Raw genomic sequence first — 26,526 nt, 5'->3', positions numbered from 1 at the left:
TTTCTTTATGATAAAGAATACCTTACCAAATATGAACTCTCTTTTCAGGAGTTAAATACATGGCATCACCTTCTTTAATATCAAAGGCATCATAAAACTCTTGAATATTCAATAAAGGCTGTGTAGCCCTTACCATACCAGGAGAATGCGGATCTGTCTTAATTTGTGTTCTAAGTGCTTCATCTCTGCTCTTAGTTCTCCAAACGGTAGCCCAAGACATAAAGAAACGTTGCTCAGCGGTAAAACCGTCAATATCTTCTGGACGACCATTTTCAGCATAGTATTTTTGAAGTCCGTCATACGCACCCAATAAACCACCTAAATCACCAATATTCTCACCTAAAGTAAACTTACCGTTTACATTTACACCTGGTAATACAGAAACACTATCATACTGTACTGCCAATGCATCAGCTCTTTCTGTAAAAGCTTTCAAATCTTCATCTGTCCACCAGTTTTTTAAATTACCATCAGCATCAAATCGAGAACCACTATCATCGAAAGCATGTGAAATTTCATGTCCGATTACCGCTCCAATTCCACCATAATTAACTGCCTCATCAGCTGTGTAATTGTAGAAAGGTGGCTGTAGAATAGCCGCAGGAAAAACAATCTCATTGTTAAGAGGATTAAAATAAGCATTTACCGTTTGCGGAGACATACCCCATTCTGTTTTATCAACCGGTTCTCCTATCTCTGCAAAATTCTTTAATTCGCCCCACTTATCTACAGCAGTCATATTTTCGAAATATGATTTACCCTTGGTAACATCCATTGTAGAGTAATCTTCCCATTTATCTGGATAAGCAATTTTAACTGTAAACTTATCTAACTTCTCAATAGCTTTTGTCTTTGTTGAATCACTCATCCAATCCAAAACAGAAATACGCTCTTTGAATGCATCAATAACATTAGCAATCATCTTTTCAGCTTTAGCCTTTGCCTCTGGCGGAAATTTAGCATCAACATATAATTGACCTAAAGCTTCCCCAACGGTACCATTTACAGTTGATAAGGCACGCTCATTTGCAGGACGTTGCTCTTTTGCACCACTCAAATATTTACTATAAAACTCCCAATCTGCAGTTTCTATATCAGTAGTTAATCTACCAGCAGCACTATTAAAAGTATCCCATCTTACTAAGTCTTTAATATCTTCTATTGGGGTTTCTTTCAAAAACTTATCTAATGCTTTAGTATATCGCAACTGAGTAACCAAAAGCGTATCGAACTTTTTAGTGATACCCAAATCGGAAATAAATTTACCTAGATCTATAGTAGTTAACATCTTATCAGCATCAGCGACAGATTTAGGGTTATTATAATTTCTAGCGTCTCTACTTTCAACTTTATCTAACCTAGGTTCGGCAAGTTTGGTTTCCATGGCTAGAATTTTATCTGCAGCCTTGGTGGCGGCTTCTTCCGTATCTCCCAACTTTTGCAACATTTTAGAAATGTGCTTTTTATATTCCTCACGAATTTCGATAGACTTTTCATCTTCCTCCAAATAGAAATCACGATCTGGTAGTCCGAGTCCGTTAGCCCCTAAATAAACCGTATTCATACTACTATTATTTAAATCTGCACCTGCTCCTATACCAATAAAAGGTGAAGAAACAGCAGCATTTGTAGCCAATACCGTTTGTAAATCCTTTAAATTTTTAATAGAAGCTATCGCTTCTAAAGCAGGTTTCAAAGGTGTAATACCAGCTTCATTTCTTGCCGCTGAATCTAACTTTGTATCAAAAATAGCTAATGCTTTTGCCTGATCAGTATCTGCAGCATAATTCCCACTTTCCTTCGCAGTTGCTAATATTTTCAAAACATCATCATCTGTAGATTTACGAAGTACACTAAAACCACCCCAGCTAGTTCTGTCATCTGGAATTTCAGTGAATTTCATCCAATTTCCATTAACATAGTTATAGAAATCTGACTTAGGGTTCTGAGTTGTATCCATGTTCGTAAGAACAATACCCGGAATTTTTTCTACTTCAGAAGTAGGTTTAGCTTCCTCTTTACAAGAAACCAAGGCTACCAAACCGGCAGCTAGAAAATAAATTTTTTTCATATTGTGAGTTAGTTTAAAACGTCTTGATTAATAAGACGTTCCTTTTGAGTTTTGTTACAAAAATAACAGGATTTTACTTTCAACACATTTATTTAGCATATGAATTAAGAACATTAACATTTGACTACTACTGATTTACCTATAAAAAAACCTAATTGAAAAATATCTAAATAACCAGTCACATACCGTTAACTCACTGAAAGAGCCCATACACTCATTACCTATTTTATAAGAATACGTTCCACAATACTTTAGACGTATAAATATAAAACCACTGAATTATGAAAAGCATATTAACAATAAACGTAAAAGAACCATGCAAAGAAAAATTTACTAATTTTAATAAAACCGAAAAAGGAGGATTTTGCCAGAGTTGTAAAAAAGAGGTCATTGATTTTACCAATTTTTCTGACAAAGAACTTGTAAACTATTTAAGTGGTACAAATAAAAAAACTTGTGGGATGTTTAAAGCATCTCAACTAAAATCTTACGAAACAAATACTTTGCACACTATGAACAATTCAATGTTAACTAAAGGTATAGGTATGATGAGCTTATCATTATTGGCTCTTTGCGCCACTGAGGTGAAAGGTCAAGAAACTACTAGCGTAGACCCCCCTATTGAAATAGTTTCTAACCAGCATAAAAGTATCATGGGCATGATGGTTAAGTATCAAGAAAAGTACACCTTAACCGGCACCATATTAGATGAAGCAAATGAACCGCTACCAGGTGTAAATGTAGTTTTAAAAGGAACTACAGTGGGTACACAAACAGATTTTGATGGTAAGTTTGAATTCCCTCAACGATTAAAAGAGAATGACATTTTGGTATTAAGCTTCATTGGTTATGAGACCAAAACGTACAAAGTAGCCTCTAGTACATCTGCGAACATCGATATAAACATTAGCTTTGATTCTTATGATGTAGAACTAATGGGTGATATTGTAATTGGTGGTACCTACTCAAGCAAAAGAAACATTTTTCAAAAAATTGGAGACATTTTTAAATAATGAGAATCACTGTATTCTTCACATTCTTAGTTTCTTTAACATCCTTGGCCCAACGCTCAGATTTTAATCATACAGATTTTAAGAAAGCAGACAGCATAGCTGAATATCACAAAGGCGCTAGCTTAAAAAACTTACCTGTGCTTACCCATAATTTGACTTCAAGGTTAACAACCGATGTGGAAAAATTTAGAGCCATATACACATGGATAAGCTCAAATATTGAGAATGACTATTCTTCCTATTTAAAAATTAGCCATAAACGAAAAAGGCTTGTAAATGACAGGCAAGCCTTTTTAGATTGGAATAAAAGCATAACACCTAAGGTCTTCGATAGACTACTTAACGAACGAAAAACCGCTTGTACAGGTTATGCTTATTTAGTTAAAGAAATGGCTACTCTAGCAGGATTTAAATGTAATATTATTGATGGGTATGGACGTACACCTACATTGTTATTAGATGAAGACAGTATTCCCAACCATTCATGGAATAGTATTGTAATAAATAACAAATGGTATGTATGTGATGCTACCTGGTCTGCTGGACAAACTATTCTTGAGGATGGAAATTCGAGGTTTGAAAGTGATTATTTCGATGGTTATTTTTTAGCCGAACCCGAACTGTTTGCAAAAAACCACTACCCTACTCTTAAGGAAGAAATTCAACAAAAAGATGCAGAAAGTTTTAAAGCATTTATTGTCGGTCCGGTGGTGTACAAAGAAGCTTTTCATGAACCGATTATTCCAGTATTTCCCGCAGCAATGCATAGTCAAATAACAAAGGGAGGGTCGGTAACTTTTAAGTTAAAAGTACCTATTGATTTTAATGGAGAGATTAACCTGTTTATCAATAAAGGAGGCATTCAAAAATCAACTAACGCGCATACCAGCAGAAATAAAGATGAAATACGCTTAACCCAAACTTTTGAAAAAAAGGGATTATACGATGTGCATATTTCAGCGGAAAGCAACTTAATAGCTACGTATGTTATTAAAGTAAAGTGAGTTTATTGCGGAGGATACTTGCTGAATATTTTCTCGACTACAGCCTTAATTCTTTCTGACTTTTCTATTGGCGTGTCACCTTCACGAAAAGGACTTTCACTAATTGCTTGCCATATAAGTATGTCTTTATTGGCATCTACAAAATCTATTTGAAGTTCTCTAGTCATTTTTGGTCCGCCTACAGGAATACCTATTGACACGCCGCCACCAATACCACGATTACCACCACCAAGACCTACACCAACATTATTACCTTGTTGAGATTTAAATACTGAACTTTTTATATTGATAAAAACATCAGGTTCTTCAGCGAACATATACCCTTTCTCACCTAAAGTAGCATCCATGGCATCCATTAACCTTTTCTCGTCCAATTCGCTTAGACCAGTTTCCATGTCTCCAAAATAATTATAGGTAGCGTAGGAAGTGAAATCAGTTTGATTATCATAGTCATAATTAACCCTTGCTGCTCCGCAAGAAGTTAAAACGACCAGAACAATACTAAATAGAAAGATTCTCATGAAATTGTGTTTTCTTAAAATTAAAGAAAATAACAGCGTAAAATATATTTTTAAGAAGGTATTCGACTAAGCGCTAAGCATTGATACATACTTTTCTATCGACTCTTATCTAACTTATCATTATTCTACATCTTTTTTATCTACAGATTTAGTTAGTGCCGAAGAAATAATTCCTGTAGGTATAGCCACAATTCCTAATCCAATCATAAGAATAAAGAAAGTAAAGACTTTACCCCCGACGGTAATAGGATAAACATCTCCATACCCAACAGTAGTAAGTGTAATTATTGCCCACCAAAGACTATCAAAAATGGATGAGAAATTTTCTGGTTGAGCTTCATTTTCAAAATAATAAATACCCACAGCAGAAAAATAAATCAATATCAAGGTAACAATCAAGAATAATAAAATCTCTTCTTTTGCCAAGCTGATAGCTTTAGAAAAATGCTTAATGGCTTTATTATAACGTATAAGCTTGAGAATACGGAATAATCTCAGAAATCGTAAAGCCCTAAGTGACCTTAAATCGACTCCCAATGATAAATAAAATGGAAGTATTGCCAAAAAGTCAATAATCCCGAAAAAACTAAAAATGAATTTATGCTTCTTATCCGAAACATAAATACGAAGTAAATATTCTATTGTAAAAACAATTACGCAAAAGATTTCAATTATTCTTAAAAGTTTCCTAGTCGATGGTTCTAAATCAGGAACTGTTTCATAGGAGAAAGCTATGATAGATAAAAATATCAATGCCTGTATAAAATAAGCAAAAACCCTACTCTTACTATTGTCATTAATTTCAACAATATTTTTCAAATACTGTCTCATAGAATCCAAATTTTAAGAGTTAAGCATTGCCCAAAGCTTATCCTTTAATTCAACAATACCCATTTGAGCAACCGATGATATAAACATAAACGGAGTACCGTTTAAATCTTTGTTTAATTCCTCTCTCATTTCATCCATGAGTTCATCATCTAGCATATCACTTTTAGAGATACATATAAGACGGTCTTTATCTAATAATTCAGGATTGTAACGTCTTAATTCATCTAACAAAATCTCATACTCCTTGCTTATATCCTTACTATCAGCAGGAATTAAAAAAAGCAAGTTTGAATTACGCTCTATATGTCTTAAAAAATAATGTCCTAAGCCCTTACCTTCTGCAGCACCCTCAATAATACCGGGTATATCTGCCATTACGAAACTTTTAAAATCGCGGTATTCTACAATACCTAAGTTCGGTTTTAAAGTTGTAAACTCATAATCGGCAATTTTAGGTTTTGCCGAAGTTATTACCGATAATAAGGTTGATTTTCCTGCATTTGGAAAACCTACCAAACCAACATCGGCCAATACTTTTAATTCTAATAAAAACTCACCTTCGAGACCATCAACACCAGGTTGTGCATATCTAGGTGTTTGATTCGTAGATGTTCTAAAGTGCCAGTTACCACGGCCACCCATTCCACCTTTCAACAGAATCTTCTCTTCACCATGCTCCGTAATTTCAAAAAGCACATCTTTGGTCTCGAAATCTTTTATAATAGTACCTAAAGGCACATCTAAATACACATCTTCACCATCTGCCCCTGAACTTCGGCTTTTGCTACCATGTTCGCCATGTCCTGCTTTGAAATGTTTTTTATATTTGAAGTTCACCAGTGTCCAAAGGTTTTCATTTCCTCTAACAATGATATGACCTCCACGACCACCATCACCACCATCAGGACCACCCTTGGTAATAAATTTTTCACGATGCAAATGCACGGATCCCTTGCCTCCTTTACCAGAAGTCAAACCTACTTTTACGTAGTCTACAAAATTACCCTCGGTCATTGATGTTTTTTCTGTTCAAAACTCTTTAGCCAATTGATGTGACGAAAGAGATTCTAAATTATTTTATGTCTTCGATTACTTTCGTTAGGCGCTCGGTAATTTCTGCAATAGAACCAATACCGTTCACACTATGAAATTTACCTTGTGCCTCGTAAAATTCTTTTACAGGCGTAGTTTTTTGATTGTACTCGTCGAAACGATTTCTAATTTTAGTAACATCTTGATCATCACTACGACCACTTATCTTACCTCGTTCTAGAAGACGTCCTATTAAAACTTCGTCATTGGCTTCTAAAGCAATGGTAGCATTAATGCCCATATCCTTAGATTCCAAGAAATTATCCAATGCTTCTGCTTGTGCAGCAGTTCTTGGAAAACCATCAAAAATAAATCCGTCTGCTTCAGGATTTTTCTCAACTTCTTCCTGCAACATTTTTATAGTAACCTCATCAGGTACCAAATCACCTTTATCCATATATGATTTAGCTAAAGTCCCTAATTCTGTTCCGTTTTTTATATTGTACCGAAACACATCTCCTGTAGAAATATGCTTAAGATTATATTTTTCTTTTAGGAATTCTGCTTGTGTGCCCTTGCCGGCTCCTGGCTTACCAAAGAGTACAAGATTGATCATATGTTTCTGGTTTAGTTGGTATACTTCTTTTAAATTTCTTCCTTGTTCTTTATAGTCTAGACCATAACCCACGATAAAATTATCGGGTATGGCCAATCCAAAATAATCAATGGCATATTCACCTTTATAAACATCTGGCTTATAGAAAAGACTGGCTATTTTAAATTCCTTGACATTGGTCTTAGAAAACAAATGAACCAATTTCTGTAAGGTACGCCCTGTATCAATAATGTCTTCTAAGATAATAACACTGCGGCCTTCAATATTTTCTGGCACATCTAATAAAGTTTCTACAATACCTGTAGATGTTAAGCCTTGGTAAGAGCTTAACCTTACAAATGACACTTCACATGGATGATTATAGGCCTTCATTAAATCTGAAACGAACATAAAAGACCCGTTTAAAACGCCCACAAAAATCGGCGTTTCATTCTTATAATCCGCAGCAATTTTATCGGCAACAGTTTTAACGGCCTGTTGAATTTCCAATTCGCTTAGAAAACGCTTAAAAAACTTGTCGTGAATTTGTATCAATTTTCTTAAATTATCAAGGTTTGCAAAGATAAGGTATTGGCTTGTGTTTTTAATTAGAAAGGAATTGGTTTCTAAGATTTAACCGTATTTTTGTGGGACTTAAGGCGTTTTTCAACTGCTAAAAGCAACATTTATATGGATTACTTTTCTTCAGATTTTAAATTAGGTATTATAGGCGGGGGCCAACTAGGCAAGATGATGCTGTATGAAACCCGAAAATGGGATATTTTCACTAAAGTTTTAGATAGCTCTAGTGAAGCGCCAAGCCGTATATCATGCAATGAATTTGTTCAAGGCAGCCTTTTGGATTTTGATACAGTATATAACTTCGGAAAAGACGTAGATGTACTTACTATCGAAATAGAAAATGTAAATCTAGATGCTTTAGAGAAACTTGAATCTGAAGGTGTAAAGGTTTTTCCTCAACCGAAAGCCCTACGTATCATACAAAATAAGGCAAAACAGAAATTGTTTTATGTAGACAACGAAATACCCACTGCAGATTTTCAACGTTTTGCTTACCTAAGTGAAATCGAGGACAGTATTGAAAACGGAGCTTTGAAATTACCTTTTGTTTGGAAGGTAGCCCAATTTGGTTATGATGGACAAGGAGTAAGAGTGGTTCGAAACTTAGCTGATTTACAAGGCCTACCTAAAGGTGAGTGCATTGCAGAAACTATGATTCCGTTTAAAAATGAATTGGCAGTCATTGTATCTAGAAATTCTAAAGGAGAAATAAAAACCTATCCTGTGGTAGAAATGGAGTTTCACCCAGAGGCCAATCAGGTAGAATATGTGATTTGCCCTGCCAGGATTGATCCTAAAGTTGCGGAAAAAACACGCTCATTGGCATTAAAAGTTGCAGAAAAAATTGGACTTACCGGTTTACTTGCTGTTGAGATGTTCCAAACAGAAGATGATAAAATTTTGGTGAATGAGGTAGCACCAAGACCACATAACAGCGGACATTACAGCATTGAAGCCAGCTTCACCAACCAATTTGAGCAACATATTCGCAGTATACTTGGCTTACCTCTAGGTAATACGGATAGTAAAGTAGCGGGTGTTATGGTAAATTTGGTAGGCGCAGAAGGCCATACAGGTGATGTAGTCTACGAAAATATAGAAGAAATATTGGCTATGGAAGGGGTAACTCCGCATATATATGGAAAAGCACAAACACGACCATTTCGCAAAATGGGCCATGTTACCATAGTAAATAACGATTTGGCCAAGGCCAGAAGTATTGCGCAAAAAGTAAAAGAAACGATTCAAGTTATTTCAAAATAAAAAACCATGAGTAAAGTAGCCGTAGTAATGGGAAGTACGAGTGACATGCCCGTAATGCAGGAAGCCATAGATATTTTAAAAGGTTTTGATATAAAAGTAGATGTCGATATTGTCTCCGCACACAGAACACCAGAAAAATTATTCGATTTTAGTAAAAATGCGCACACCAATGGTTACTCGGTTATTATTGCTGGTGCTGGTGGCGCTGCTCATTTACCAGGTATGGTTGCTTCAATGTCTCCACTACCCGTTATAGGTGTACCCGTAAAAAGCAGTAATTCTATAGATGGTTGGGATTCTATACTCTCTATCCTTCAAATGCCAGGCGGGGTACCAGTTGCTACAGTAGCACTTAACGGAGCCAAAAATGCAGGTATACTTGCGGCTCAAATCATAGGTAGCTCAGACAAATGTGTACTTGATAAAATCATCCTTTACAAAGAAGGTTTGAAACAAAAAGTTATTGAAGGCGCAAAAGAAGTAAACGGTAAGAAATAGTTAGTAAAGATTTTCTATTCGCGTTATCAGCTAAGAATAGCTCAAAAAAAATTGCATTTAATTTTATAAAATATTTCACAGTATAATGAATCCATTATTATCCCCATTCGATACAGCTCCATTTTCACAAATAAAAAATGAACATTTCAAGCCTGCATTTTTACAATCTATTGAAGATGCTAGAAAAGAAATAGATGCCATTACAACAAATACAGATGCTCCGACTTTTGAAAATACAATCGAAGCATTAGAGTTTTCTGGCCAACAATTAGATCGTATTTCGAGTGTGTTCTTTAATTTGAATTCTGCAGAAACGAATGAAGAAATTCAGAAAATAGCTCAAGAGGTATCACCATTACTTTCAGAATTTGGAAATGACATCACACTAAATGAAGCATTATTTAAACGTGTAAAAACTGTTTACGACCAAAAGGATTCATTAAATCTAACAGTAGAACAAGATACGCTATTAGATAAAAAATATAAGAGTTTTAGCAGAAACGGAGCTAACCTATCCGAAGAAAAGAAAACACGTTTAAGAGCCATAGATGCAAAGCTGGCAAAATTGAAATTAACATTTGGCGAGAATGTTTTAGCAGAAACAAATAAATATCAATTGCACCTAACGGATGAAGCTGATTTAGACGGACTCCCAGAAGGTGAAAAAGAAGCCGCGGCACAATTAGCACTTTCGAAAGGCAAGGAAAATGGTTGGATGATCACACTAGACTACCCAAGCTATATTCCTTTTATGAAATATGCCAAAAACAGAGCACTACGTAAAGAGCTTTCTATGGCATTTGGCAGTAAGGCTTTTCACAAAGACAAACTAGACAATCAAGATAATGTACTTGAAATTGCAAAATTGAGATTTGAAAGAGCTAATCTTTTAGGATATAAAACGCATGCTAATTTTGTTCTAGAAGAGCGTATGGCCGAGACTCCTGAGAAAGTACATTCATTTTTAAATGAATTACTTGAAAAAGCAAAACCTGCAGCAGAACGTGAATTTCAGCAATTAGAGACTTTCGCGAAAAAATTAGATGGAATAGATCGCTTAGAAAAATGGGATGGCAGCTTTTATTCTGAAAAATTAAAACAAGAATTATTTAACCTTGATGATGAAAAGCTGAAACCTTATTTCAAACTTGAGAATGTCATCAACGGTGTTTTCAAAGTTTCAGAAAACTTATTTGGTCTTCAGTTTGAAGAAGTGAATGATATTGAAAAATACCACGACGAGGTAAAGACATACAAGGTTTATGATACCGATAAAAATTTCATTTCTCTGTTTTATGCCGATTTTCATCCACGAGCAGGTAAAAGAGGTGGCGCATGGATGACATCCTTTAAATCGCAATGGAAAAGAAATGGCGAGAATGTACGTCCACATATTTCTAACGTTTGCAACTTTACTCCGTCTACCAAAAGCAAACCTTCCTTATTGACTTTTAATGAAGTAACGACTTTATTCCATGAATTTGGTCACGGTCTACATGGTATGCTAGCAAATACCACTTACCCAAGTTTATCAGGAACATCTGTATTTTGGGATTTTGTAGAACTACCTAGTCAGATTTTAGAAAACTGGTGCTATGAAAAAGAAGCCTTAGAATTGTTTGCTAAGCATTATGAAACTGGTGAAACTATACCAATGGAACTAGTTCAGAAAATAAAAGAATCTGCTACTTTTCAAGAAGGTATGCAAACACTTCGTCAGCTTAGCTTTGGCCTATTAGATATGTCTTGGCACGGTATTGACCCAACAAATATTACTAATGTAAAACAGCACGAAGACGAAGCGTTCAAAAACACAAGTCTTTATCCTGATACGGCAGAAACTTGTATGAGCACATCTTTCTCACATATTTTTCAAGGAGGATATTCCTCTGGATATTATAGTTACAAATGGGCCGAAGTTTTAGACGCAGATGCTTTTGCCTATTTTAAAGAGAAAGGTATTTTCAATAAGGAGGTTGCTACTAAGTTTAAAGACAATGTGCTATCAAAAGGTGGCACCGAAAACCCTATGGTACTCTATAAAAGATTCAGAGGTGCAGAACCTAAAGTTGAAGCTTTATTAGAAAGAGCAGGACTAGTCTAGAATAAACATGTTAAACGGTAATTATAATACTGATAGTAATGACAACAGCGTAAAATTGTCATTACTATTTTTTTTGAACAAGATTTACAAGCCGTTACTTTTGAACATAAGCATCATAACCACCTTCTAAATTAATCACGTGTAAAAACCCAAGTTCTTTTAATCTAGCTTGAGATTTTAAGCTCCTACCGCCTTTTTTACAGTATACATATATTGTTTTCGCTTTATCCATAGATGCTACTTGTTGGTTGAAGTCCGCTGAAAACCAATCAACATTTAGTGCACCATCAATACAACCATCAGCAAATTCTTTTGGCGTTCTTACATCTAGAAGTATTTCATTAGATGAGTCAAAACTTTTAAATTCAGTAATTGGGTGAAACCCCATTTGTGCAAGACCAAACTGCGCACTTACCAATAGAATAAAAAATAGTATGTTTTTCATAGCTTAAGTGATTATACCCAAAAGTAATCATAATCGCTAAAATTAATTTACTTTTGAAGCGCAGAATAAAAAATGGAAACACACCAACTACATCCTGACACATGGGTAGATCTTTATGCAGATTACCTTTTCAATTATGCCGTAACAAGGGTTAGCGATTCTGAAATCGCAAAAGATCTTGTGCAAGACACCTTTATAGCAGGCCTAAAATCTGCTAAAAATTTTAAGGGTGATGCTGCAGAACGCACATGGCTAGTTGCTATTTTAAAGAGAAAGGTTATTGACCATTATCGTAAAATAAATTCAAAAAAAGGGAAAGCCGAGGTTCGTATGAGTTATAGTTCACAGACCGATGCTGAAGGCGATTGGCTAGAAGAACGCATCGCGGACCCCAATAGTAATTTTGAAAACGATGCCCTTGAAAATGAAGAATTAGGTCTTGCTATTCAAAATTGCATTTCTAAATTACCGAAAAAACAAGCTCAAGTATTTACAATGAAAACTATTGAAGGTATGGAAACTGAAGATATTTGTAATGCTTTAGGAATTAATGCGTCTAATCTCTGGGTAATGATACATAGAGCCAGAACCGGCTTAATGGGTTGTTTAAATCAAAATTGGTTTTAGTTATGATGATTTCATGTGAAAAGGCGGCGAAAATTTGCGATAAAGCTCAATATAAAGAAGCTACAGTTTGGGATAAAATAAAGTTAAAGTTTCATTTACTTATGTGCAAAACCTGCGCAAAACACAGTGAGGAAAATACGAAATTGACATCACTTTGTAACCAGGCAAGACTTAAAGTTTTATCGGAAGAAGATAAAGAGAAAATGAAAGAAAATTTCTCTAAGTTAAAATAACACACTTCTTCCCAATCACTATTAGCACCCACCAAAATAAAGGAATAGCCTCAACCCAAAATGAAGAATAGTATTTCTTTTGATTCAACTCTGTTTTAAATATCACTAGCATTAAAACTACGAACAAAATAGTTTTCACTGCAGCGTTAATTACATCCAAATCGGATTTCAAGAAAGTAGTGGCGTAAAAAATTATTGCCCAACTGTACCCTATCAACTTCGCTCCTTTTACCCCTACTCGCTGCGGCAAGGTTTTTAAAGCTGTACTATCATACTTTAAATCTCGGATTTCAAAAGGCACTAACAATACTAGTACCATCATAAAGCGCTGAAATGTCTCTACCTTAACATTCCAAGTAATTTCATCTAACTGAGAAAGTGCTGGTAAAATAACAGTTGTACCTGCCCAAACAGTTGCAACTATTAAAATTTTCAATCCGCTAAAACTTCTAAAATTTTTATGTTTAGGCAAAACTGGTAGCGCATATAACCCCGTAATGGCAATCAAAACAATAAGCGAGACAAGTATTCTTTCAGATAAAAAATACATCTGATAAAAAGCAATAAGTAAACAGCCAAAACTAAAAAATTGGATATTCTTATGATACCTATTCGCAACTAAAATATACTTTTCGGCCTCAACTCCGTATTTTACAAAATTATAACAACCTATAGATCCAAAAAAGATGAAAAGGTACAGCTCTTGAGGTACATTTATGTTTAAGGTAAGTGCCGTAACATGAACCAAACTAAATATAGCTAAAGCTACATGAATGCTAGCATCAAGATAGAAATCAAAAATCCTTTTGATCAGGGTCATTGAACAAAAATAGGTAAAGTGTTTATAACCCTTTGTTTTGGTTAAAAACTTTCACGTTATCACTACAATTCAACACATCTTTACCCACATAAAATTGGTAATTTTACAACTTATTCAAGAATAGTATCTATGAAGACTGACGTGTTTGCACTACGCCATATCGGCATCAGGGAAGAAGATTTAAACTCAATGTTCAATACGGTAGGTGTTGAAAATCTGGAACAGCTTATTTATGAGACGATACCAGAAGATATTCGACTCAAACTACCTTTAAAACTGGATGCTCCTATGAGTGAGCATAGATTTTTAGCCCATATTGAAGAGCTATCAAAAAAGAACAAAGTTTTTAGGTCATATATTGGCCTAGGATATCATGAAAGCTTAATACCCTCTGTAATCAAGCGAAATATTCTTGAAAATCCAGGATGGTATACCGCCTATACACCCTACCAGGCTGAAATTGCCCAAGGTAGACTAGAGGCACTTCTCAACTTTCAAACTATTATTACTGATCTAACTGGCATGGAACTTGCCAATGCCTCATTATTGGACGAAAGTACAGCAGCGGCAGAAGCAATGACGATGTTATTCGATGTTAGAAGCCGTGATCAAAAGAAAAATGAAGTTCTAAAATTCTTCGTTTCTGAAGAAGTATTACCACAAACACTTTCGCTATTAAAAACACGTTCAATTCCGCTAGGAATAGAATTAGTTGTTGGCAATCATGAAGAATTCAAATTTGGAAATGATTTTTATGGGGCGTTGCTTCAATACCCAGGTAAATATGGTCAAGTAAACGACTATTCAGGGTTTGTTGGTAACGCTAAAGAAAACAATATTAAAGTTGCCGTTGCTGCCGATATCATGAGTTTGGTATTGCTAACACCACCAGGCGAATTCGGTGTTGATGTAGTAGTAGGTACTACACAACGTTTTGGTATACCATTGGGTTATGGTGGTCCACATGCCGCATTTTTTGCAACTAAAGAAGAATATAAAAGAAGTATACCTGGTCGTATAATTGGAGTTACTAAAGATACCGATGGCAAACCTGCTTTACGCATGGCTTTACAAACCAGAGAACAGCATATAAAAAGGGACAAAGCAACTTCAAATATTTGTACGGCTCAAGTATTATTGGCCGTAATGGCGGGCATGTATGGTGTTTATCACGGACCAAGAGGTTTGAAATATATTGCCACTAAAATTCACACCACTGCAGTTACCTTAGTAGGTGCTTTAGAAAATTTAGGTGTATCTCAAATAAATACCGCTTATTTCGACACGATCACGGTTAAGGCCGATGCCAAAATAATTAAGCCAATTGCAGAAAAAAATGAGGTCAATTTTCTTTATGTTGATAACGACACCATTTCTATTGCGATAAATGAAGCTACATCATTAAAAGACATCAATCAGATTGTATCAATATTTTCTGAAGCTCTTAATAAAGAGAGTAATGAGATTACAAGCCTAATTAATGAGATTACAGTTCCTGAAAGTATTCAGCGCACCAGCTCGTTCATGGAAAATAAGGTTTTTAACTCTTATCATTCGGAAACGGAATTAATGCGTTATATCAAAAAATTAGAACGTAAAGATTTAGCATTAAATCATAGTATGATTTCATTAGGTAGCTGTACCATGAAATTAAATGCTGCAACTGAAATGCTACCTCTAAGTATGACTAATTGGGGCAATATTCATCCGTTTGTACCCATTGAGCAAGCCGAAGGCTATCAAACCGTATTAAAGGAACTCGCCAAAGACCTATCTGTTATTACAGGGTTCGCAGACACCTCACTTCAACCAAACTCAGGAGCACAGGGTGAATATGCAGGTTTAATGGTGATAAGAGCATATCATGAATCTAGGGGCGATTCTGAACGTAATATTTGCCTAATACCTTCTTCTGCGCATGGCACAAATCCTGCATCAGCAGTAATGGCTGGCATGAAAGTAATTGTGACCAAAACCGATGATAAAGGAAATATTGATGTAGCAGATCTCGAAGAAAAAGCTAAGCTATATTCTAATAATTTAGCAGCATTAATGGTTACTTACCCATCTACTCATGGAGTATTTGAATCTTCTATAAAACAGATTACCAAATTGATTCATGATCATGGCGGCCAAGTTTATATGGATGGGGCGAATATGAATGCTCAGGTTGGCTTAACCAATCCGGCAACTATTGGCGCTGATGTATGTCATTTGAATTTACATAAAACTTTTGCGATACCTCATGGAGGCGGCGGACCAGGAGTTGGTCCAATTTGTGTTGCTCCACAGCTCGCACCCTTCTTACCGGGCAATCCGGTAATCGCAACAGGAGGAGAAAAGGCAATATCTGCAATATCTGCAGCACCTTGGGGAAGCTCACTCGTTTGTTTGATTTCTTATAGTTATATTAAAATGCTGGGCGAGTACGGATTAACACAATCAACCAAGATAGCTATTCTAAATGCCAATTATATTAAGCACAAATTAGAAGGCAGATTTGAAGTTTTATATACAGGTGAAAAAGGCAGAGCGGCACACGAAATGATTTTAGACTGCAGACCTTTCAAGAATAATGGCATTGAAGTTACTGATATTGCAAAGCGATTAATGGATTATGGTTTTCATGCACCAACAGTATCTTTTCCTGTGGCAGGAACCGTAATGATAGAACCTACCGAAAGCGAGAGTTTGGCAGAAATTGATAGATTTTGTGAAGCAATGATTTCCATTCGTGCAGAAATCGATGAATCTTCTTCAAATGAACCTAATAATGTTCTTAAAAACGCCCCTCATACACTTGAAATGACAACTTCAGATGATTGGCAATTCCCATACTCAAGACAAAAAGCGTCCTTTCCTTTACCATACATCGCCGAAAATAAATTTTGGCCAACTGTACGTAGAGTTGATGATGCATATGGAGACCGTAATTTGATATGTACATGTGCACCTATAGAAGCTTACATAGATACCGAATAACAGTCTTAACCCTTTACCACAAAGCCTTTTCAATAAATTGAAAAGGCTTTTTTAATAACATTCACACGAAGAAATAGACCTTGAACATCGTAATATTTATTATGCATGCATATAAAAGTTTATGAAGTTTATTATATTTCGTGCGCAATTCAATAAATTAAAATGAGCATAGCAATTACAGGAACAGGAAGCTATATTCCAACCTTGAACATTACCAACAAAGATTTTAATGAACATAAATTTCTAAATCTTGATGGCTCTACCTTCAATCATACTAATGAAGTTATCATTGAAAAATTCAAGGCTATTACCGGTATTGAGGAAAGAAAGTACGCTCCAAAAGAATTAACTACCTCTAACCTTGCATTCTTTGCTGCTGAAAAAGCCATTGAAAGTGCCCAAATCGATAAAGAAACATTAGACTATATCATTGTGGCTCATAATTTTGGCGATCTAGTTCATGGTAAAACCCAAGGAGATACCTTACCTAGTTTGGCAACAAGAGTAAAACATCAGCTTCAAATAAAAAATCCGAAATGCGTAGCATATGATTTAATTTTTGGGTGCCCAGGTTGGCTAGAAGGTATGATTCAAGCCAATGCATTTATAAAAAGTGGTATCGCCAACAAGTGTTTAGTAATAGGAGCGGAAACACTTTCTAGAGTAGTTGACGATTACGACCGTGATTCTATGATTTATGCCGATGGTGCAGGTGCCGCAATTATTGAAAAAATCGATGGTGAAGGTGAAATTATTGCTCATGAGTCGGGTACCTACGCGATGGATGAGGCCAATTATCTATTTTTCGGGAATACCTATAATAAAAGTCAAGAAGATAGTACCTATTATATAAAAATGTTCGGCCGTAAAATATATGAGTTCGCTGTCACACATGTACCAAAAGCTATGGCTTCTTGTTTAGATAAAAGCGGAATTGAAATTGATGAGGTAAAGAAAATATTCATTCATCAAGCAAACGAAAAAATGGATGAAGCTATTGTGAAACGTTTTTACAAATTATACGGTAAAGAAATGCCTGAAGGGGTTATGCCTATGAGTATTGCTAAATTAGGCAATAGCTCAGTTGCCACTATTCCCACTTTATTTGACTTAGTAAAACAAGGTAAATTAGAAAATCAAGAAATTAAAAAGGGAGATGTTGTTATCTTTGCTAGTGTTGGCGCCGGAATGAACGTCAATGCAATGATTTACAGAGTCTAACATGTACGAAAATAGCTTTCCGAATAAACGCTTTGAACACACACTACATTTTTTGCAAAAACATATTGGCAAAAATGAATCAATTTTAGATTTAGGCGTTAAAAATCCATTTACTAAAATAATGGAGGAAGATGGCTATACAGTCGAAAATACAACTGGTGAGGATTTAGATTTTGATTTTTCGTCTGTTCTGAATTCGGAAGCTGAAGTAGTAACTGCCTTTGAGATTTTCGAACATCTCTTAAGCCCTTTACATATCCTATCAAACGTTAAGTCTAAAAAATTAGTTGCCAGTATACCTCTCAAATTATGGTTCTCCCCAGCCTATAGGAGCAAAACCGACAAATGGGATAGACATTATCATGAATTCGAAGATTGGCAATTTGATTGGTTATTGGAAAAAGCAGGATGGGAAATACAAGACTCAAAAAAATGGACAAATCCTGTTAAAAAATTAGGTATAAGACCTCTATTGCGATTATTTACCCCAAGATATTATATTGTTTACGCAACTAGGAAATAATAGACCACTGGACTATGGATTACTATTTGGTTATTCCTATACATAATGAAGAGGCTTATCTAGAAAGTACTTTAAGCTCTATATTAGAACAAACACTACAACCAAAAAAAGTCATTCTTGTAAATGATAATTCCACCGATAGCACAGAATCTATAATTGATAGATTTTGTAGCAAAAGTCCTATTTTTCAAAAATTAAATATTGTTTCTTCAGCAGAACATATGCCTGGAAGCAAAGTAGTCAATGCCTTCAATAATGGCTTAGAAGTCTTAGATGATTCTTTTGATATTATCGTAAAATTAGATGCCGATGTTATTTTACCCGGCAATTATTTCGAGGTAATTAGCTCACATTTCAAAGATTACCCTAAGTTAGGAATTTGTGGTGGTTTTATTTATGAGGAAAACGACTTTGGTGAATGGGTTCTAAATCACCCGATGGACAAAGAACATGTACGGGGTGCTTTTAAAGCATACTCCAAAACTTGCTTTAAAGCTATAGGTGGATTAAGAAATGCTATGGGTTGGGATACCGTAGACGAGCTTCTAGCAAAGTATCACGGGTTTGAAATACAAACTTACCCTACGCTTAAAATAAAGCATTTAAGACCTACTGGTAAGGCATATGACCAGAAAGCCAAAAGACTTCAAGGAAAAGCCATGTACACCATGCGCTATGGTTTTCTAATAACTTGTATTGCTTCTATTAAAATGGCAACAAAGCATAAATCAATAAAATCTTTCTGGAATAATATTGCAGGATATATCAATGCCGCTCAAACCAATACCCCTTACTTAGTAAACGAAGAAGAAGGAGTATTCATAAGACGTTTACGCTGGACAAATATTAAGAAAAAAATATACGCATAAAAAAAGCCATCTAAATAGATGGCTTTTTTTTATTATATAGGTTTGAATTAGAAACCTAATTGTTTTTTTACATCAGCCAAAAGGTCTTTACCTTTTGCAACGATTAGACCACCACCTGCTTGCGCATCAATTACGTAATCAAATCCTTGTGCTGCAGCAACTTTTTCAATAGCTGTTTTAGCTTTTTCTGAAATAGGAGCAAACAATTCAGCTTGCTTCTTCTGAAACTCTTGCTGTGCGGCTTGTTGAGCTTCACCTATGTTCTTTTCAAAACCTTGAAGTTCAACTGCTCTTTTATCGTTTTCTTCTTTTGATTTTGCACCTGCTTCATTTTGATATTGAGTAAACTTGTTACGCAATTCTGTCATTGAAGCCTGGATATCGGCATTGTAAGTTTCTTGCAATTTTTTAAGTTCAGCTTCTGCTGCCTTCATTTCAGGCATAGCTGACAATAATTGAGTAACATCTATATGAGCTACCTTACTTTGGGCATTTACAAAACTTGTCGTTGCTACGAACAACAATAAGACTACCACAATTTGTTTTACTTGTTTCATGAGTTAAAATTTAATTCTTATTTGAGTGTTAATTCTTATGGTTTTTAAACCTATTTAAATAGTACCGTTATTATCTTTATTATCGGTATCGCTATTTCTTTCCTTTAATTTTTCTTGTTTCTTAGCTTCACGCTCTTCTAACAATTTTTTTCTTCGCTCTTCGTACGCCTTCTTTCTTTCCTCTCTTAACTTCAACTGCTCTGATCTTGTATCTTCAGCACTCTTCTCTCGTGCTTCTGCCGCCTCAGTAGCCTTATCTAAACGCTCTTGTAACGCCTCACTCACTACTTCCGGCTCCTCATCACCTTCAAAATCATCTAATCTACTTCGATTATCCGCTTTTTTATTTGGTTTACTAACTTTTCTTGTCCGAGCGATACCTCTTAATATCAAATCACTGATATCATGTCTTTTTTCGGAATACAACATTACAACATCCGCAGATTTATCAAAAATAAAATCATACTTTTTATTTACACCTATTTTCTGAACCTCATTAAATACTTGATCCTGTATAGGTTGTATCAATCTCCTTTTCTGCAAAACCAAATCTCCTTGTGGCCCAAAGCGATCTTGTTGATATTCAATCATCTCTTTTTCCAGAATTTGAATTTCCTCTTCTCTTTCTGCAATAAGCTCTGGCGTCAACAACACTTTTTCTGCCATTAGATCTTTCTTCATCTGCTCAACAATACTTTGCTTCTGCTCAATCTCAACCTTCCAACGCTGTACTTTCACCTCTAACTGTTCAGTAGCATCTCTGTACTCGTCAACATTCTCTAAGATATATTCCATATCTACATAGGCCATTCGCACCCCTCTTTGGGCAAAACTCCCGATAGTCATGAACATGACCGAAACTAATAAAAGAACTTTTGTTTTTGAACTCATTGTTGATATCGTTTAATCCTATAGAAAATATCGTGCCAAATTTACTAAATCTTTTAAAATGAAAGGATTAGCATATTGCACAATTATTATATTTCAATGAAAATTAAAACTGCTGACCAATTATGAAGTGTGTTTGCCACCCACTTGGGCCTTGCCCTGCAGATTGTGGCTTAAGATCTTCATCAAATCCGTAACCAAAATCAATACCCAACAAACCAAATGCTGGCATAAAGATACGCAGACCCACACCGGCCGACCGTTTCAATTCAAACGGATTAAAGTCTTGAAAATTGTTGAAGGCATTACCGCCTTCTAAAAATGCAAGTCCGTAAATAGACGCAGAAGGCTTTAATGTTAATGGATAACGTAACTCTAATGAAAATTTATTATATATCAAGGCTCCATCAGGTGTAGTAGCCCCATCAGTATACGGCGTTATAGATTGATTATCATATCCTCTAAGCTGTACAACATCACGGCCATCTAATGTAAAGTTCCCAAGACCATCACCCCCAACATAAAATCTTTCGAATGGCACATTACCTACCGCACTATTATAGCTACCCAAGAAGCCAAATTCTGCGTTACTACGTAATACCAATTTATCAACTAAAGTTGTATACCAATCACCTTTAAACTTCACTTTGTAATATTCCAATAACTTGAAACGTTCTTGGTCGATATCTTCCAATTCCGTGTTTTCCGAGGAAGTTAACCCCACTGTATTTTTCTTATCATCCAACACTTCTGATCTGTTTTGCAAATCTCTATAATCCTTATTACTAAACAAAGACCAAGGTGGAGTAAATTTAGCGGTCACTTCAAAATTAGAACCACCTCTTGGGAAAATACGACCACCTTGTGTCGCATTTCTTGAAATACCGAAGGTATATGCCAAAGAATTTGCCTTACCATTACCAAAATTAAACAAGCCAATATTGTAGTTTCTAAAATCATACAATTGGTAACCAAGCGAATGCGAAATTGTAAAGAAATCATCTGGCCATTGCACACGCTTAGCTAAACCAGCAGTAATACCTGTTATAGAGAATTGCTGATCCTTATTAACCTGAATACCACCACTACCACCATAAGAAGCAGCAAACTGTTGCGTTCTTGATAGACTTAAATTGAAACGGACCGGTTTTTTTCCACCCAACCATGGCTCTGCAAAGTTTAAGCTATACACCCTAAAAGTTCTACTTGCCTGTAAACGCAAGGCAAAGGTTTGCCCATCACCCATTGGTACAGGTTTATATTTCTCACCTTTAAATAAGTTCTGAATAGAAAAGTTACTAAAGGACAACCCTAAAGTACCTATGAAACCACCACCACCATAACCACCTTGTAATTCTATCTGGCTAGATCCCGACTCAACCAAGCTCCAAGCTAAGTCAACAGTCCCTTCATTAGGGTTAGCATTAAGAACATCTGGTGTAATTTGTTCTGCATCAAAAAAGCCTAATTGACCTAATTCACGAATACTTCGAATAATATCTGATTTATCATATTTTTGACCAGGTCTGGTGCGCAACTCGCGGTAGATAACATGATCATTGGTCTTATCATTACCAGAAACGGTAACATGGTTTAAGAATGTCTCTTTACCTTCTATTATTCTTATCTCAAAATCAATAGTATCATTAGCTGCAGAAATCTCAACCGGATTTATTGTTGAAAACAGGTATCCATTATTCTGATACAAACTGGTAACATCAGTTGGGTCAGGTTTCGAATTATCAGCAATTCGTTCTCTTAATAATACACCATTATAGGTATCTCCCTTTTTAACACCTAATACTTGATGTAATTGGCGATCAGTATATACGGTATTTCCAACAAAATCAATATTACCAAAATAATATTTATCACCTTCTTCAACCTTTATTCGCAGGTCAATATTATTCTCGTCTACCTTTATAACTGAATCTGAAATAACTCTAGCATCTCGATAACCGTTCTCTGCAAATTTATCTACCAATAAACCTAAATCATCTTCATAATCATTCTGAATGTATTTAGATTTTTTCCAGAATCTACCAAATTTTTTCTGTTTGGTGCTCTTTAAAGCCTTACGTAATTTCTTATCGGCTAATTGTTCATTCCCTTCAAATATAATCTTGCGTATTTTAACCTTATCACCCTTTTTCACATTGACCACCATACTTTGAGTATTGGTGTCTACTGTATCTTTCGCAGTAGCAATATTTACTTGAGCATTTAAATAGCCTTGCTTCTTATACTTATTTGTAATATAATTTTTAGAATTGGATATAAGACTTTCAGTGATTTTCTTACCCTTCTTTAGATCAGTATCTTTAGTAAGCCCATCAATCTTACCTTTCTTTACACCATAAAAAGTAACATTACTTAAGGTAGGACGCTCAATGATGTTCAATTCTAAAAAGACGGTGTTTTCTTCTATATTGTTGATGTAAAAATCAATTTTGCTAAAAAGCTCAAGTCCCCATAATTTTTTGATGACTTCACTAATTTGTTCACCAGGTAAAGTAATAGGTTGACCAACCCGAAGACCGGTATATGTTTTTACCGTTTGTTCATTATAACTTTGTAGCCCCGTAACATCTAAACCTCCAAGAATATAGGTTGTGCCATCCTCATAGGTATCATCCTGTGCGGTAACAATAAAGGTTGCTAATAATAAAAGGGTAGTTAAAATGTGGTTCAAGGATATGAACCTAGTCATATCTTTAAGTGAGTTGTTCGCTAGTTTTTCCAAATCTTCGTTCTCTGTTCTGGTAATTTATTATGGCTTCTGCCAAATGATTTTCCCTAAAATCGGGCCAAAATACCTCAATAAAATATAACTCGGCATATGCAATCTGCCACAATAAAAAATTGCTGATCCGATGTTCTCCACTAGTACGGATAAGCAAGTCTACGTCTGGCAAATTGTGCGTGTAAAGATGGTTATTAATAATGGTTTCGTCAATATTTTCAATTGAAATTATATTATTTTTAACTTTGGCACTTATCGCTTTTACTGCAGATTGCAACTCTTCACGAGCTCCATAACTTAAGGCCAAAGTAAGCGTCATACCTGTATTTTGCTTTGTTTGATCCATTACCTCAAGTAATTCTTTGTAGGCTTTAGAAGGCAATGCAGATATATTACCTATTGTATTTAAACGTATATTGTTTTTGTTAAAAGTTTTAAGTTCTTTCTTTAACGAGGACACCAATAAGCGCATTAATGTTTGTACTTCTACCTTTGGGCGATTCCAATTTTCAGTAGAAAACGTGTACAAGGTTAAAAAATCGATACCTAATTCGGCACATTGCTCAACAACAATTCTCACCGTTTTTACGCCATGCTCGTGACCAAATACTCGTAGCTTACCACGTTGTTTAGCCCATCTTCCATTGCCATCCATAATAATAGCAAGATGCTTAGGAACATTCGTTTTATCAATATCGTTTATATCGCTCATTTTTATTTTACTCAAAACAATCCATACACGGCTTTCTGCCAAAAGTGTAGGTTAATGTCAACCCTGAAAAAACATACCAATCGTCGCTAAAAATATTTCCAAATTGGAATTCTTCAAAGTTCGAACCTTCGGGATTGCTGGCATCTAAGTTATCAGTAAATGTATACCTAGCACCTATTTCAGCCCCAAAAATAAGAAACTGATTGATACGATACTTAAAACCTGCCGTCATTGGTATAGCAAATGATCCATCTTTTTGTTCGATTTCTTGCAAAACCCCTCCATTAAAATACTCATAATCATATCTAAAATAAGTAATACCCGTATATAAATAAGGGGTAAAAGCTGGCCCCAATTTGTGCAGATTATAATCTACAAAATTAAACTCAAGACCTACAGATCCTTCTAAAACAGAATTATCAACAACATAACCCCTTTGTTGCCTTGCCGTTGAACTTGATTTATTATCATTTGCAGTAAATTGGCCATACATTAGACTTCCACGCCATGCATATCTCTTACTGATATTCCATTTAAACAAACCGCCAAAAGCAATATCAGAAGGTAAAATATAATTTGTTCTTCCTACATCACTAATTGTATTAGCTCCTCCTAAGAAAATACCTGCTTCATAGGTCTGTGCTTTAATCATAAAAAATGAAAAAAGTAGTATTATCAACGTTATGTAACGCATAAATTAGTTTTTACAATGACACCTATCCCCTATTAATAATAGAATATGAGATGATTTTCATGTTCTTATTGGATAAACAGCGATTAAGGCCATTTATTGTTTAAAACCAGACTCAATTTCGCCTATCCTCACCCCAAAGTAGCTTATTTCTTAGGGTCTTTAAAAAACTCTCTGAAGTATACTCTATCATTTTAATAGTAAAGGGTGCTTTACTAATTGTAATCTCCTCTCCATTTTCCAGTGAAGCAATTCTAGAATCTAATGAAACCAAATGATTTTCTTCTCGACCGGACACTTTTAAGCGTATAACGGTATCATCTGAAATTACAAGTGGCCTCGCATTAAGGTTGTGTGGCGCAATGGGTGTTAATACCAAAGATTTTACAGTGGGCACAATTACAGGACCACCACAACTTAATGAATAACCCGTAGAACCGGTTGGTGTCGAAATAATTAATCCATCAGCCCAATAAGAAGTTAGATACTCATTATTTAAATAAGTTTCTACCGTTATCATCGACGTAGTATCTTTTCTACTAACGGTAATTTCGTTAAGTGCAAAATTGAGATCACCAAATTCAGCATCTAGTTCTTTGGTATTCAATTGAACCAAACTTCGCTCAACAATAGTATATGCTCCTTCTTTAAATTCTTGAACTACTTTTCTAACATCTTCCTTTTTAAAAGTGGAAAGAAAACCTAATCTTCCTGTATTTACACCTACTATCGGTATACCCAAATCTTTAACAAAGGTCGTTGCCCTTAAAATTGTACCGTCTCCACCAAAGCTAACGAACATATCGAAAGTAGTGTCCAACCCACTACCCATAGTGAACGTAGAAAAAGATTTTGAGGATTCTAATTTACGATACAGCTCATAGAAATCATGTTCTATAAATACTTCTGCTGACTCTTTATAAAGCTCATCCAATAATTCAACCAAATATTCTATGGCGTTATCTTGATATGTTTGACCATATATAGCTACTTTCATACTATACATTAAGATATTTATCTAAATAATCTGAACGATCCTTAAGATCTTCAAGAAACTGATCATCACTATTACCATAAAGAATATGGTAATTATACCTTCTAAAGGTCTGAACGACCTTATTATAATTATTTGTGGTAATCTTTAAAGTAACTTGAATAATATCATTTTGCGTATCGGTAATAAAACCACCTATTAATTTAGCATTATTACTCTCCACAATTTGGGCAATTTCACTAAATGAATAATCTTTAATACCCGTTGCAACTACTAGAATACTGCCGGGATCTGTAAAAAACGGAGTATCTATAAAAATAGCAACTATATCGGTAAGGTCATAATAACCAACAACTTCTTCTTTCTCATTCAAAATTGGTAAAAGATTAGCCTCATTTCTAGCAAAAGCTTCTAAAACATCAAGCCAATTCGTATCGCCTCGCACAAAAAAACTTTGAAGATCATACCTAAACTCCTCTATTTTTGTCTCAGGAAGCAATGCTTCAGAATCATTTTCCGAGAAAACACCCAAAAACCGTCCATCTTCTACAATAGCTACATGTGAGTACGTCGTATCCTGAAAAAATTCCAAAACTTTTTCAAAAGTATCCTTTATTTCAAAGACAGGTATATTCGTAATGATATGTTCTTGAATATGCATAGGCTTAATTATAACGCAAAATAGCAATTAATAATATCAAAAGGCG

24 protein-coding genes are annotated in these 26,526 nt (G+C 35.2%); 10 read left to right on the top strand and 14 right to left on the bottom strand.

The annotated features are described in order from the left end of the window. Positions 1-22: 22 nt before the first annotated feature. Entirely contained in the window at positions 23-2,071 is a 2,049-nt protein-coding gene (locus AAC084_RS07305) for a M13 family metallopeptidase (RefSeq protein ID WP_339838911.1), read from the bottom strand. 281 nt (positions 2,072-2,352) lie between these two features. On the opposite strand from AAC084_RS07305, the gene AAC084_RS07300 reads away from it, so the two are divergent. Together AAC084_RS07300 and AAC084_RS07295 are read left to right on the top strand one after the other, a co-directional pair. Beyond that, on the top strand, positions 2,353-3,084 hold the full coding sequence (locus AAC084_RS07300) for a carboxypeptidase-like regulatory domain-containing protein (RefSeq protein ID WP_339838909.1): 732 nt from the start codon (positions 2,353-2,355) through the stop codon (positions 3,082-3,084). Further along, a complete protein-coding gene (locus AAC084_RS07295; protein ID WP_339838907.1) occupies positions 3,084-4,088 on the top strand; it encodes a transglutaminase domain-containing protein in 1,005 nt (334 codons plus the stop codon). Before AAC084_RS07300 ends, AAC084_RS07295 begins: the two co-directional genes overlap by 1 nt. 2 nt (positions 4,089-4,090) lie before the next feature. On the opposite strand, the gene AAC084_RS07290 is transcribed toward AAC084_RS07295, so the two are convergent. From AAC084_RS07290 to AAC084_RS07275, 4 genes are all read right to left on the bottom strand, one after another. Beyond that, a complete protein-coding gene (locus AAC084_RS07290; protein WP_339838905.1) occupies positions 4,091-4,609 on the bottom strand; it encodes a DUF4136 domain-containing protein in 519 nt (172 codons plus the stop codon). A 120-nt stretch (positions 4,610-4,729) separates the two neighbouring features. After that, the gene (locus AAC084_RS07285) at positions 4,730-5,440 is read right to left on the bottom strand and encodes an ion transporter (protein ID WP_339838902.1); all 711 of its coding nucleotides are present in this window, start codon (positions 5,438-5,440) and stop codon (positions 4,730-4,732) included. 12 nt (positions 5,441-5,452) lie between these two features. Beyond that, positions 5,453-6,454 (bottom strand): GTPase ObgE, encoded by a 1,002-nt coding sequence (obgE, locus tag AAC084_RS07280; protein WP_339838900.1) that lies wholly within the window; start codon positions 6,452-6,454, stop codon positions 5,453-5,455. 58 nt (positions 6,455-6,512) lie between these two features. Then, a complete protein-coding gene (locus AAC084_RS07275) occupies positions 6,513-7,622 on the bottom strand; it encodes an adenylate kinase (RefSeq protein WP_339838897.1) in 1,110 nt (369 codons plus the stop codon). Between the two features lie 135 nt (positions 7,623-7,757). Between AAC084_RS07275 and AAC084_RS07270 the strand changes: the two genes are divergently transcribed. The 3 genes from AAC084_RS07270 to AAC084_RS07260 all read left to right on the top strand — a co-directional run bounded on the left by AAC084_RS07270 (position 7,758) and on the right by AAC084_RS07260 (position 11,514). Beyond that, positions 7,758-8,912 carry a 5-(carboxyamino)imidazole ribonucleotide synthase gene (locus AAC084_RS07270; protein WP_339838894.1) on the top strand — a complete coding sequence of 385 codons (1,155 nt, stop codon included), beginning with the start codon at positions 7,758-7,760 and terminating at the stop codon, positions 8,910-8,912. A gap of 6 nt (positions 8,913-8,918) precedes the next feature. Next, positions 8,919-9,410 (top strand): 5-(carboxyamino)imidazole ribonucleotide mutase, encoded by a 492-nt coding sequence (purE, locus tag AAC084_RS07265; protein WP_339838892.1) that lies wholly within the window; start codon positions 8,919-8,921, stop codon positions 9,408-9,410. Positions 9,411-9,495: 85 nt separating this feature from the next. Further along, on the top strand, positions 9,496-11,514 hold the full coding sequence (locus tag AAC084_RS07260; RefSeq protein ID WP_339838889.1) for a M3 family metallopeptidase: 2,019 nt from the start codon (positions 9,496-9,498) through the stop codon (positions 11,512-11,514). A 94-nt stretch (positions 11,515-11,608) separates the two neighbouring features. Here AAC084_RS07260 and AAC084_RS07255 read toward each other — a convergent pair whose 3' ends face one another. Next, positions 11,609-11,959, bottom strand: a complete 351-nt coding sequence (locus AAC084_RS07255) for a rhodanese-like domain-containing protein (protein WP_339838887.1) — start codon at positions 11,957-11,959, stop codon at positions 11,609-11,611. Positions 11,960-12,031: 72 nt separating this feature from the next. Between AAC084_RS07255 and AAC084_RS07250 the strand changes: the two genes are divergently transcribed. Continuing rightward, a complete protein-coding gene (locus AAC084_RS07250) occupies positions 12,032-12,586 on the top strand; it encodes a sigma-70 family RNA polymerase sigma factor (protein ID WP_339838884.1) in 555 nt (184 codons plus the stop codon). A 219-nt stretch (positions 12,587-12,805) separates the two neighbouring features. Here AAC084_RS07250 and AAC084_RS07245 read toward each other — a convergent pair whose 3' ends face one another. Then, positions 12,806-13,639 (bottom strand): hypothetical protein, encoded by an 834-nt coding sequence (locus AAC084_RS07245; RefSeq protein WP_339838881.1) that lies wholly within the window; start codon positions 13,637-13,639, stop codon positions 12,806-12,808. Between the two features lie 129 nt (positions 13,640-13,768). On the opposite strand from AAC084_RS07245, the gene gcvP reads away from it, so the two are divergent. The 4 genes from gcvP to AAC084_RS07225 all read left to right on the top strand — a co-directional run bounded on the left by gcvP (position 13,769) and on the right by AAC084_RS07225 (position 19,234). Beyond that, the gene (gene gcvP, locus AAC084_RS07240) at positions 13,769-16,621 is read left to right on the top strand and encodes an aminomethyl-transferring glycine dehydrogenase (protein ID WP_339838878.1); all 2,853 of its coding nucleotides are present in this window, start codon (positions 13,769-13,771) and stop codon (positions 16,619-16,621) included. Between the two features lie 162 nt (positions 16,622-16,783). Next, complete coding sequence (locus AAC084_RS07235; RefSeq protein WP_339838874.1) at positions 16,784-17,842, top strand: ketoacyl-ACP synthase III; 1,059 nt, start codon at positions 16,784-16,786, stop codon at positions 17,840-17,842. A 1-nt stretch (position 17,843) separates the two neighbouring features. Beyond that, positions 17,844-18,365 (top strand): methyltransferase, encoded by a 522-nt coding sequence (locus AAC084_RS07230; RefSeq protein WP_339838872.1) that lies wholly within the window; start codon positions 17,844-17,846, stop codon positions 18,363-18,365. A gap of 14 nt (positions 18,366-18,379) precedes the next feature. After that, positions 18,380-19,234, top strand: coding sequence for a glycosyltransferase family 2 protein (locus AAC084_RS07225; RefSeq protein WP_339838870.1), 855 nt, complete (start codon positions 18,380-18,382; stop codon positions 19,232-19,234). A 47-nt stretch (positions 19,235-19,281) separates the two neighbouring features. Here AAC084_RS07225 and AAC084_RS07220 read toward each other — a convergent pair whose 3' ends face one another. The 7 genes from AAC084_RS07220 to AAC084_RS07190 all read right to left on the bottom strand — a co-directional run bounded on the left by AAC084_RS07220 (position 19,282) and on the right by AAC084_RS07190 (position 26,480). Next, positions 19,282-19,791: an OmpH family outer membrane protein gene (locus AAC084_RS07220; RefSeq protein WP_339838868.1), complete on the bottom strand. Its 510-nt coding sequence runs from the start codon at positions 19,789-19,791 to the stop codon at positions 19,282-19,284. Between the two features lie 54 nt (positions 19,792-19,845). Next, the gene (locus AAC084_RS07215; RefSeq protein WP_339838866.1) at positions 19,846-20,682 is read right to left on the bottom strand and encodes an OmpH family outer membrane protein; all 837 of its coding nucleotides are present in this window, start codon (positions 20,680-20,682) and stop codon (positions 19,846-19,848) included. Positions 20,683-20,785: 103 nt separating this feature from the next. Next, complete coding sequence (bamA, locus tag AAC084_RS07210; protein ID WP_339838863.1) at positions 20,786-23,389, bottom strand: outer membrane protein assembly factor BamA; 2,604 nt, start codon at positions 23,387-23,389, stop codon at positions 20,786-20,788. Between the two features lie 4 nt (positions 23,390-23,393). Further along, entirely contained in the window at positions 23,394-24,134 is a 741-nt protein-coding gene (locus tag AAC084_RS07205) for an isoprenyl transferase (protein WP_339838860.1), read from the bottom strand. A 7-nt stretch (positions 24,135-24,141) separates the two neighbouring features. Continuing rightward, positions 24,142-24,828 carry a DUF6089 family protein gene (locus tag AAC084_RS07200; protein WP_339838857.1) on the bottom strand — a complete coding sequence of 229 codons (687 nt, stop codon included), beginning with the start codon at positions 24,826-24,828 and terminating at the stop codon, positions 24,142-24,144. Between the two features lie 112 nt (positions 24,829-24,940). Continuing rightward, positions 24,941-25,822, bottom strand: coding sequence for an NAD kinase (locus tag AAC084_RS07195; RefSeq protein ID WP_339838855.1), 882 nt, complete (start codon positions 25,820-25,822; stop codon positions 24,941-24,943). 1 nt (position 25,823) lies between these two features. Further along, positions 25,824-26,480: a CBS domain-containing protein gene (locus tag AAC084_RS07190; RefSeq protein WP_339838852.1), complete on the bottom strand. Its 657-nt coding sequence runs from the start codon at positions 26,478-26,480 to the stop codon at positions 25,824-25,826. Positions 26,481-26,526 lie beyond the last annotated feature (46 nt).

This window comes from uncultured Maribacter sp. (assembly GCF_963977385.1).
GTDB lineage: Bacteria > Bacteroidota > Bacteroidia > Flavobacteriales > Flavobacteriaceae > Maribacter.
The sequence above is the reverse complement of the archived record's forward strand: the minus strand, read 5'-3'. Positions and strand labels throughout refer to the sequence as shown.